Annotated in this window: 7 protein-coding genes; 4 read left to right on the top strand and 3 right to left on the bottom strand. The window is 36.8% G+C overall.

The window, feature by feature from the left end:
* Both F6K27_RS31120 and F6K27_RS31125 read left to right on the top strand, forming a co-directional pair.
* On the top strand, nucleotides 1-707 hold a 707-nt coding region (locus tag F6K27_RS31120; RefSeq protein ID WP_287300955.1), incomplete at its 5' end, for a HEAT repeat domain-containing protein.
* Between the two features lie 18 nt (nucleotides 708-725).
* On the top strand, nucleotides 726-2465 hold the full coding sequence (locus tag F6K27_RS31125) for a HEAT repeat domain-containing protein (protein ID WP_287277485.1): 1740 nt from the start codon (nucleotides 726-728) through the stop codon (nucleotides 2463-2465).
* An 88-nt stretch (nucleotides 2466-2553) separates the two neighbouring features.
* Here the strand turns inward: F6K27_RS31125 and F6K27_RS31130 are convergent, their stop codons facing one another.
* From F6K27_RS31130 to phnC, 3 genes are all read right to left on the bottom strand, one after another.
* Nucleotides 2554-2754, bottom strand: a complete 201-nt coding sequence (locus tag F6K27_RS31130; protein WP_287277474.1) for a hypothetical protein — start codon at nucleotides 2752-2754, stop codon at nucleotides 2554-2556.
* Nucleotides 2742-3584: a phosphonate ABC transporter, permease protein PhnE gene (phnE, locus tag F6K27_RS31135; protein WP_287277476.1), complete on the bottom strand. Its 843-nt coding sequence runs from the start codon at nucleotides 3582-3584 to the stop codon at nucleotides 2742-2744. Before phnE ends, F6K27_RS31130 begins: the two co-directional genes overlap by 13 nt.
* Nucleotides 3585-3825: 241 nt before the next feature.
* Complete coding sequence (gene phnC, locus F6K27_RS31140; protein WP_287277478.1) at nucleotides 3826-4620, bottom strand: phosphonate ABC transporter ATP-binding protein; 795 nt, start codon at nucleotides 4618-4620, stop codon at nucleotides 3826-3828.
* A gap of 114 nt (nucleotides 4621-4734) precedes the next feature.
* On the opposite strand from phnC, the gene F6K27_RS31145 reads away from it, so the two are divergent.
* Together F6K27_RS31145 and F6K27_RS31150 are read left to right on the top strand one after the other, a co-directional pair.
* On the top strand, nucleotides 4735-5823 hold the full coding sequence (locus F6K27_RS31145; protein WP_287277480.1) for a cyanophycinase: 1089 nt from the start codon (nucleotides 4735-4737) through the stop codon (nucleotides 5821-5823).
* A gap of 1185 nt (nucleotides 5824-7008) precedes the next feature.
* Complete coding sequence (locus tag F6K27_RS31150) at nucleotides 7009-9015, top strand: ATP-binding protein (protein ID WP_287277482.1); 2007 nt, start codon at nucleotides 7009-7011, stop codon at nucleotides 9013-9015.
* The last annotated feature ends 604 nt before the right edge of the window (nucleotides 9016-9619 follow it).

Consider the following 9619-nt stretch of genomic DNA (forward strand, 5'->3'; position numbering starts at 1 on the left):
TCTGGAATGCAGCAGAAGCTTTGGGTAAAATAGGTTCTGAAACTGTGATTCCGGAATTAATCCCACTCCTTGAATACGAAGACTCTTATGTGCGTTGGAATGCAGTAGAAGCTCTAGGTGAAATAGGTTTAGTTCTCGAAAAATCGGAAACTGTGATTCTGAGATTAATTCAACTGTTAGAAGATTCGGACTCTTATGTGCGCAAAAGTGCAGCAGAATCTCTGATTGAAATAGGTTCGGAAACTGCGATTCCAGGATTAATTCAACTTCTAGAAGATTCAGACTCTGATGTGCGTAGTCGTGCAGCAGAAGCTCTGGGTAAAATAGGTTCGGAAACTGCGATTCCAAGATTAATTCAACTTCTAGAAGATTCAGACTCTGATGTGCGTAGTCGTGCAGCAGAAGCTCTGGGTAAAATAGGCTCAGAAACTGCGATTCCAGGATTAATTCAACTTCTAGAAGATTCAGATACTGAGGTTTGTTGGAGTGCAGCAAAAGCTCTAGGAAAAACAGGCTCAGAAACTGCGATTCCAGGATTAATTCAGCTTCTAGAGGACTTAGACTTTTTTTTACGCAGGAGCGCAGCAGAAGCTCTGGTTGAAATAGGTTCGGAAACTGTGATTCCGGGATTAATTCCACTCCTAAAGCACTCAGACTCTTATGTGCGTGTGAGTGCAGCAAAAGTTCTGAGTAAAATAGGCTCATAAACTGCAATTCCAGGATTAATTCAACTTACAGAAGATTCAGACTCTGATGTGCGTAGTCGTGCAGCAGAAGCTCTAGGTAAAATAGGTTCTGAAACTGTAATTCCGGAATTAATTTTACTCCTAAAAGACTCAGATTTTAATATCCGTGAAAAAGCAGCAGAAGCTCTAGGTAAAATAGGTTCTAAAACTGTAGTTCCGGAATTAATTTCACTCCTAAAAGACCCAGATGCTGTTGTATGTAGTCGTGCAGCAGAAGCTCTAGGTAAAATAGGTTCCGAAACTGCGATTCCAGGATTAATTTCACTCCTAAAAGACTCAAACTCTTATGTACTTAGTCGTGCAGCAGAAGCTCTGGGTAAAATAGGTTCCGAAACTGCGATTCCAGGATTAATTCCACTCCTAGAAGACTTAGACTCTGTTGTGTGTAGTTTTGCAGCAGAAGCTCTGGGTAAAATAGGTTCGGAAACTGCAATTCCGGGATTAATTCAACTTACAGAATATTCAGACTCTGATGTGCGTAGTCGTGCAGCAGAAGCTCTAGGTAAAATAGGTTCCGAAACTGCAATTTCAGGATTAATTATATTCCTAGAAGACTCAGAATTTTATGTGCGTAATACTGCAGTAAAAGCTCTGAGTAAAATAGGTTTAGAAAACACAATTTTTGAGTTAACAAAAAAAATAATAAATGATAGTTTTGTCAAACAATTGCTATCTGAAACTATCAAGATTATTCAAACCATCCAACAACGCCTTCAATACTACAAACCAACCCCCAAAATACCTATGTATAAAACACTTTCTCACAACTACGCCCTACTAATAGGAGTCGGCAACTGCAAATACCCCAACTGGTCACTCCCCACCACAGTCAAAGACGTTCAAGCCATCAAATCATTCCTCATAAACCCCGACTTATGTGGTTACATTGACAATGAAAATTATCTCCGCTTCCTCTGCAATGAACAAGCAACAAAACAAAACATTTTAGACAACTTAAACTGGCTCCAACAACAAGCAAAAAACGACCCAGAAGCCACAATATTAGTCTATTATTCCGGTCATGGTTGGCTAGATAATTCAACCCAAAACTATTATTTAATCCCCCACGACACCAGTCCCGTAAAACTACAAAAAACAGCATTACCAGCAACAGAATTTAACAACGCCCTCCAGCAAATATCCGCCCAAAAACTATTAGTAATAATAGATAGTTGTCACGCCCAAGGAATGGCAACTGCCAAAGAAACAGACGAACTAGAATTACCCGAAAACTTCAGTCAAACCGCCCTCCCGAAAAACTTAATAGCAGACTTAAGAAAAGGAACAGGGCGAGCAGTTTTTACCTCATCCACAGGAGAGGAGTCATCATGGATACGCTCCGATGGAAAAATGAGTATCTACACAGACCATTTTCTGGAAGCATTACATGGTGGTGGCAATAAACCAGGAGATAAATTTGTCAAGGTTTCCAATTTAATGAATTATGTGGGAAAAACTGTTCCTGAAAGCGCTCAACAATTAGGGAGAAAACAAACCCCTATTTTTGACTTTTCCCAAATAGATGATTTTCCGGTAGCGTTATTGTGTGGGGGTAAAGGTTTACCCGAAGGGGGAGCGGAAAAATTGCAAGAAGAAACACGAGAAAATATTCGTAATATTGTCACAGTTCAAGAAAGTATGGCTTCTGTTGATGGCGATGTTAAAACTAAATACTATTTCGGAAACGTACAAGGAGAGGTTAAATTTGGTAATGAATAAATAATCCCCCCGAACCCCCCTTTGAAAGGGGGGCTTAATTTGCAGCCAGAAGTAGGTTGGGTTGAGGAACGTTAGCGGAGCTTATCCGTTAGGATAAACCCAACAAATTAATCTCACAAGTCTCCGTTATTGTTGGGTTGCGCGATCGCTTAACCCAACCTACTGAACTAACAATAGATGTAGGGTGCTGGTGCGTTACGCTGCCGCTAACACACCCTACTGGACTCTCCTGACTCCTGACTCCTGACTCCTGACTCCTGACTCCTGACTCCTCATTTACACTAACCAATTTCTTAATTTTGCTGATAATAAATCAATTATTGAAGTTGCCAATATTAAAATGATTAAAATTGCACAAACTTTTTGATACAAAAATGAACCAAAACTTTGATAAAGAGAAACTCCTATACCACCTGCTCCTACTATTCCTAACACAGAAGCAGAACGAACATTTGATTCAAAACGATACAAAACAAAGGAAGTCCATAATGGCATTACTTGAGGAATTACTCCAAAGATAATTTCCTGAATTTTACTAGCACCCGTAGCACGAATACCTTCAACAGGACCAGGTTCAATTGACTCCACTGCTTCAGAAAAAAGTTTTCCTAAAGTACCTGCTGTATGTACAAATAAAGCTAAAACACCAGCAAAGGGACCTAAACCAACAGCTACTACAAATATTAGAGCAAATACTACTTCATTAATTGCCCGCATGGCGTCTAAAATTCGACGAATAGGCTGTACAATCCAAATTGGACTCATATTTTCTGATGCCAAAATCGAAAATGGAACGGCGAAAATCGCGGCTAAAATAGTTCCCCAAAGACCCATTGAAATAGTAATTATTGTGTCTTCTAAATAAATTTTCCAATCGGAAAAATCAGGGGGAAAATATGACTGAATATACTCAACCATATTACCGCTTTTTTGGAATAAAGTTAAAAAATTTATTTCACTTTGTAGAGCAGAAAAAACTAGAATAGTCGCAGCACCCAATACAAACATTATGCGAGTATTAGTAACTCGTTTCTTTTCTTGGGCTAACATTTCTATAACTGCTGGAGTAGCTATAATAGTTTTATCAATACGGTTAAAATTATTAGTTATTTTGTTCATTTTTATTTATATCTTTCTACACATAAAATTAAATTATAAATTCAGAATTATTTTTTTCTTTTTTCTTCTTCAGGACTTACGCACGGACACTCAATCTAAGGCGAAGAGGGCGAATGCCATTTGCTAACGCAAAGCTCCGCTAACGCCCCTACAGATGGTGTTTTCAAGGTGAATTTGTGTAACCCCTGTTCTTCTTTCTTCCCTCCTGACTCCTGACTCCTGACTCCTGACTCCTAATTAACTAAACCAATTCTCCATGACCTTTCAATATTAATTCTTCTGCCGCTGCACCATAAAGTTCGTCTAGTTTACGATCGCTCAGATTAACTGTTGGATCGTCAAATACAACTTCTCCATCTCTCAGAGCAATAGTACGTTCAAAATACCGACGTACCATTTGAACTTGATGTAGAGAAGTAACAATAGTAATATTATTTTCTCGGTTGAGTTTGCATAATAATTCCATTATCTTCCGAGCAGACTCCGGGTCTAGGGAAGCTATGGGTTCATCTGCTAAAATAATTTTAGCTCCCTGTACTAAACAACGAGCGATCGCTACCCGTTGTTGTTGTCCTCCAGAAAGTTGGGCAGCTTTTTTATAAGCTTGTTCTAAAATTCCTACTCTTTCTAATGCAGCAAGTGCCTGTATTTTTTGCTCTTTTGTAAATAGACGTAGTGCCGAATTTGCAAGAGACATTCGCCCCAAGTTTCCTACTAAAACGTTGTCTATTACTGTTAGTCGTTTGACCAAATTAAATTGCTGAAAAATACAACCTATTTGGCAACGTAATTTTCTAATGTGCGAGTGGAAAACGCCATCTGTTTGTAAAGCTGTACCAAATATGTAAATAGTACCTTTATCTCCTTGCTCTAAACCATTTATAAGTCGTAGTAAAGTAGATTTTCCCGAACCAGAAGCACCAACTAAACCTACCATTTCTCCTGCTTCAACACAGATATTAACTTGCTGCAAAGCAGGTTTTCCTTTAAATTTTTTATCAAGATTCTTAACTTCTATAGCGCTATATTTAGACATTTTTACTATAAATTATGAGCAAAACTAATATATATTAGAGCTTGTAGGTTAATTTTAGGTTATCTTTCAGTAAAAAAAATTATTGTAACTATTCAGCTGAATGCTGAATGCTGAATGCTGAATGCTTGCATTGCTATACAATACTATGTCAGACAATTATCTAAATCTATGAAGTTTATTTCTTTATCTTATTTGTTTTTGTTGCTAACTTCCCTATCCAGAAAATTACTCAAAGTCATAGTAATGTTCTGCTTAATAATTACCATTGCATTGATTTTTCCTACCCAAGCAAAAAGCGACAGTTATTTAGAAAATTCTATTAATCTAAGTTTAATGTACAGTGGCCCAGTTTATAACTTTGGTGGTGGTGGTCTTGATATAGACTCTGCAATTCAGTGGATGATTAATCAAGTCCGAGGATGCAATTCTTGTCGCAAGAAAGTAGATGTGATTGTAATTCGTGACTCAGGTAGCGATGCCTATAACCGACCAATTCTAGATATGGATGGGGTAGACTCAGTAGAAACTCTAATAATTTCTCATCGAGAAGATGCTCAAAAAGAGAAGATAATAAACCAAATTGAGAATGCCGAAGTAATTTTTTTTGCAGGTGGCGACCAGTGTCAATACCTACGGAATTATCGAAATACGGAAGTTGATAAAGCTGTTAATTCTGTTATTGCAAAAGGTGGGGCAGTTGGCGGAACCAGTGCTGGTGCAATGATTCAAAGTAATTTTGTTTTTAATGCTTGTTCTGAGACAGTCACCAGTAAAACTGCACTAAATGACCCTTATGAAGATATTTCTCTTGACGAAGGTTTGTTTTACAGACAAAAATTTCAGGGAACTGTTATTGATACTCACTTCTATGAGCGCGATCGCATGGGTCGGTTAATGACATTTGTTGCTCGTTTGCTCAGAGATGGAATATCTGATACTGCTTTAGGTATTGGTATTGATGAAGATACTTCGTTAATTGTGGATAAAAGTGGTTTAGCTGAAGTAGTTGGAAATGGGTTTGTTTATTTTGTCTTGGGAGACCATTTACCAGAGGAATGTAACCCTCAAATTCCATTAACTTTTAGTGGGTTCAAAATCTGGAAAAAAGGAAATGGTGAAACTTTTGATTTGAATCATAGACCATCAATTGCTGATTATCAAGTTAGTGTCGAGAATGGAGAACTTGATTCTAGTCCTTATTAGAAGAGGGAGTAGGGAGTAGGCAGTAGGGAGTAGGGAGGAACAATTGATAATTTCTGGAGAAGAGATGGGGAGATGAGAAGTATTTTTCAACCTTTTTCCCTTATACCTTCCCTCTACCTCCTGACTCCTGACTCCTGGCAAAAAAACTGAATCGCCGACAAAAATATGATCGAGGGTTCTATATGTATTCTGTGGCGAAATGCTGTTTTTGGGTTGAATAAAAAGTCATGTGTAGGGGCGAGCGACACCCAATAGTAAAATACTACCACGATTTTTTTGGGGACGCAAGGGGAAATACCTTGTCGTTTTTTTTTGAGCTTCACAGGATGATAATTGGATTGAAAAGTTAATATAGCGCCATTCGGAGCAACTGCGGTAGCTACATCGCTTCTACATGAGTAAATATATGGATGTGTTGATGAGGTGAAAATTTTTCGGTGTCACTACTTCTTTTTTGAGTGCTGCACAGGATGATAACTTTTCTAGTGCTTTGATGGTGTGAGTATCCCTTCTATATGTATTCAGTGACGAAATGCTGTTTTTGGGTTGAATAAAAAGTCATGTGTAGGGGCGAGTAAACCCCAATAATAAAATACTATCACGATTTTTTTGGGGATGCAAGGGGGAAATACCTTGCCGTTTTTTGGAGCTTCACAGGATGATGATTTAATTTGGTTGTGAATATAGCGCCATTCGGAGCAACTGCGGTAGCTACATCGCTTCTACATGAGTAAATATATGGCGTTGCATAGAGTGCGGGATGAATTTTAGGCTCTCAAACACAGGAAGTTTAACGAAGTCAGAAGTCAGTAGGGGCGAATAGCCATTCCCCCGTACAGAAGTCAGAAGTTAACCAACCCCTCGCCCCTCCCCCTCCCAGGAGGGGAAGTAGGATTTGAGCTTCGCTGCAAAAACAAAAATATTTCCCCTTAAAAGGCGGGGTTATGGGACCCAATTATTTTGATAAAAAACAAAAAATGGGATTTACCTTCTGCCAAAAATTTCATCCCCTAATTCAGCAACGCCTAAAATTCAGGCAACTCAAAATTTTCCGTTCTTAATTCATTCTTTGATTGTCAAATTATCAGAACTGACGCATTATGTTTAGCCCAAAAAATTTCTTTTAGGTATCAATATTATAAGGTATAGTAATCTATATTATTAAAACTTTGCTTATAAGTACCTATGATCGATTTACATCTTCAAGTCCAACTACAAAAAAGAAAAAATCCATTTGGAAGTAGTCGAGTCGATCATCCTTTTCAGACACATAGCGATGCGGATAATGTTTTTAGTAAAGAATTTCACAGAATACAATCTACTCTCAAAGATATTAAACAAGATATTAATCATCAAAGTAAAGGAGTTGTTGTTGTAGGGGAACCAGGGTTTGGCAAAACTCACCTGATGATGCGACTGGCAAATAGCAGATTAAAAACTAATCGACTCTTATTTATCCGTCAACCTAATAATCCTGATGCTATTATTTATCATATTTATAGTCGTATACTTGAATCGCTCATTAGATGTATACCAAAAATTAACTATACTCAACTAGAATATTTGATTGCTAATAGTTGTGCCAAAATTTTTCAAGAAATTATTATAGAAAATCCAGATTTGTACCCAAAAAAAGAAAGTAAAAAAGACCAGAAAATTATAGAATTAGTCAAAAATGGAAACCTGGAATTACTCTCTTTTTTATCATCAGATACTCAAGCTAAACGAGAGTTTTGGGAACATATAGAAAATCGGTCTTATATGTGGTGGAGTACAAATTATTCAACGGCAGGATATGCACCAGAAATATTCAAAGGAATTATCAAGTTTTGTGGATATAGAGCTATAGATTATCGTCGCATCATTCGAGAATGGTTGGCAATGAATGATGTACCTCAAAAATTATTAGATAAAGTTAAAATAGCATCTTGGAATAAAAGCATCAATCGGGAAGAAGTATCTTTAGAAGCGTTAAAAGTATTAGGTTATTTATCACTTTTAGACGAACCTTTGATTATTGTATTTGACCAATTAGAAGGTTTAGGTAGGGAATATAATCAGAATCTTTTGCACTGTTTTGGAGAAGCAATTAAAGAAATTTTTACTCATATTCCTAATAGCTTGATTATCCTAAATTTATTCCCAGACCGATGGGAGCAGTTTAAACAAGAATTTGATGATTCTATTGTTGATAGAATTTCTCAGTGTCAAGTATTCTTAAATAAGCCATCTGAAGAACAGCTAATAACAATTCTTAATGAAAAATCTAAGTCTATTAATATGACGATTGAACAACTTTTCACGCCACAGGAAATTCAGAAGATATTAAGTAAAAATTCTATACGCTCAATTATTAATTCTGCTGCAGATTTCTATAATTATAAAATTCATAATATTCCCCTGCCTGATTATCTGAAAATTGAGACAAACAGTCAAATAGCACTACAGAGTAATTCCAGTTTACAAAATTTGGTCTCAGATATTAAACAAATTAAAGAACTTGTTCTGAAGATAGCTGAAAAACTGAATATTGAATCGAATCTAGAAACAACAATTGAGGAAAATCATCAAAAATCTGTTCATCAGGAGACTCAAGCTGATACAAATAAAATTATCGGAGATTACCTGAATCAAAAATATCAGCAAATAGAAGAAGAATATAGTGAGTCTCAAGTTATTACAAGTAGTGATGACCGGGGAAAATTGGAGAAAATTTTTGAATCTTTGAAAATAATTCAACCATCTATCAAGTTAGATTTTCTGACCTTTGATAGACCTAAAAAAATTCCAGACCACCTGGTTATTCAAACAGAAACTCAAGGTTATGCTATAGGTTTTTTATATGATGGAGGTAACGCCTTTTTTTCTCGGATGACTAACTGGAATGAATTAGTAGCCAAAAATTCTCACCTCAAGTTTTATCTATATCGAGATGCTAGAGGGTATCAAGTTAGTGGTGAAAAAAGTATCGCAGAATTAGATAAATTTAAAAATACAGATAATGGCGAATATATTGTTTTGATCAAAGATGAACGTATTACTTTTGAACTTCTCTATCAAATAATTGTGGATATTCAAAATCAAGATTTGGAAGCTAAGTTGGATGAAGCATTATTAATTCTTTTAAAAAGATACTCACATCACTCGTTATTAAAAATAGCCATAGAAGCGATCGGAACTTTTGAAGTCTAGCTTGATTAAAGAAGATTTTAGATCCCCTGAACAAAGTAGAGTTTTAAATCCAATTGCTGAGGTCTTTAGGTATTAGGTAAACTTTTTTTCATATACCACCTATGATATCAAATCCGGTAGCATTGTTGTAATTAGATTCATAGTGTGGGAACCCACCCCTAATATAGAATCCGGTTGAATAGTCGTCATTGCGACGATAGGAAGCAATCTCAGGGGTGCGTGGAGATTGCTTCCTTCCACTCCGTTCCAGTCGCAATGACTTGGATATAGTAATTATCCGGATTTTATATAATACCAAATTATAGCGGTTTTCATTAACATAGAATACAGCTATTAGGTCTGTAATTATTAAACTTCAAACATACTTATATTTTGTCTGTAGTCTACCTTTGTGAAAACCGCTATAATAAATATTTTCTACAAATAGCTAGGATATTTCTGAGGAGTCAACCCACCCGCGTGCCCAACCAACCCCCGCCCCTCCCAGGAGGGTAACTCAGGAGGACTGAGTCACACGGGAATAGCTTCAATACCATTTTTCAGGTCGCAAATCATTCTTTTGTCTTGGTGCGCTACCAGGTGCGACTAGCGTCGTCGCGGGGTC

Origin of the sequence: Okeania sp. SIO2F5, from assembly GCF_010692685.1 — a bacterium.
Classification (GTDB): Bacteria; Cyanobacteriota; Cyanobacteriia; order Cyanobacteriales; family Microcoleaceae; genus Okeania; species Okeania hirsuta.

Coding starts and splice junctions, on each gene's coding strand:
- phnC (WP_287277478.1), bottom strand. CDS start 4,620: ATGTCTAAATATAGCGCTATAGAAGTTAAGAATCTTGATAAAAAATTT.
- F6K27_RS31150 (WP_287277482.1), top strand. CDS start 7,009: ATGATCGATTTACATCTTCAAGTCCAACTACAAAAAAGAAAAAATCCA.
- F6K27_RS31145 (WP_287277480.1), top strand. CDS start 4,735: ATGCTGAATGCTTGCATTGCTATACAATACTATGTCAGACAATTATCT.
- phnE (WP_287277476.1), bottom strand. CDS start 3,584: ATGAACAAAATAACTAATAATTTTAACCGTATTGATAAAACTATTATA.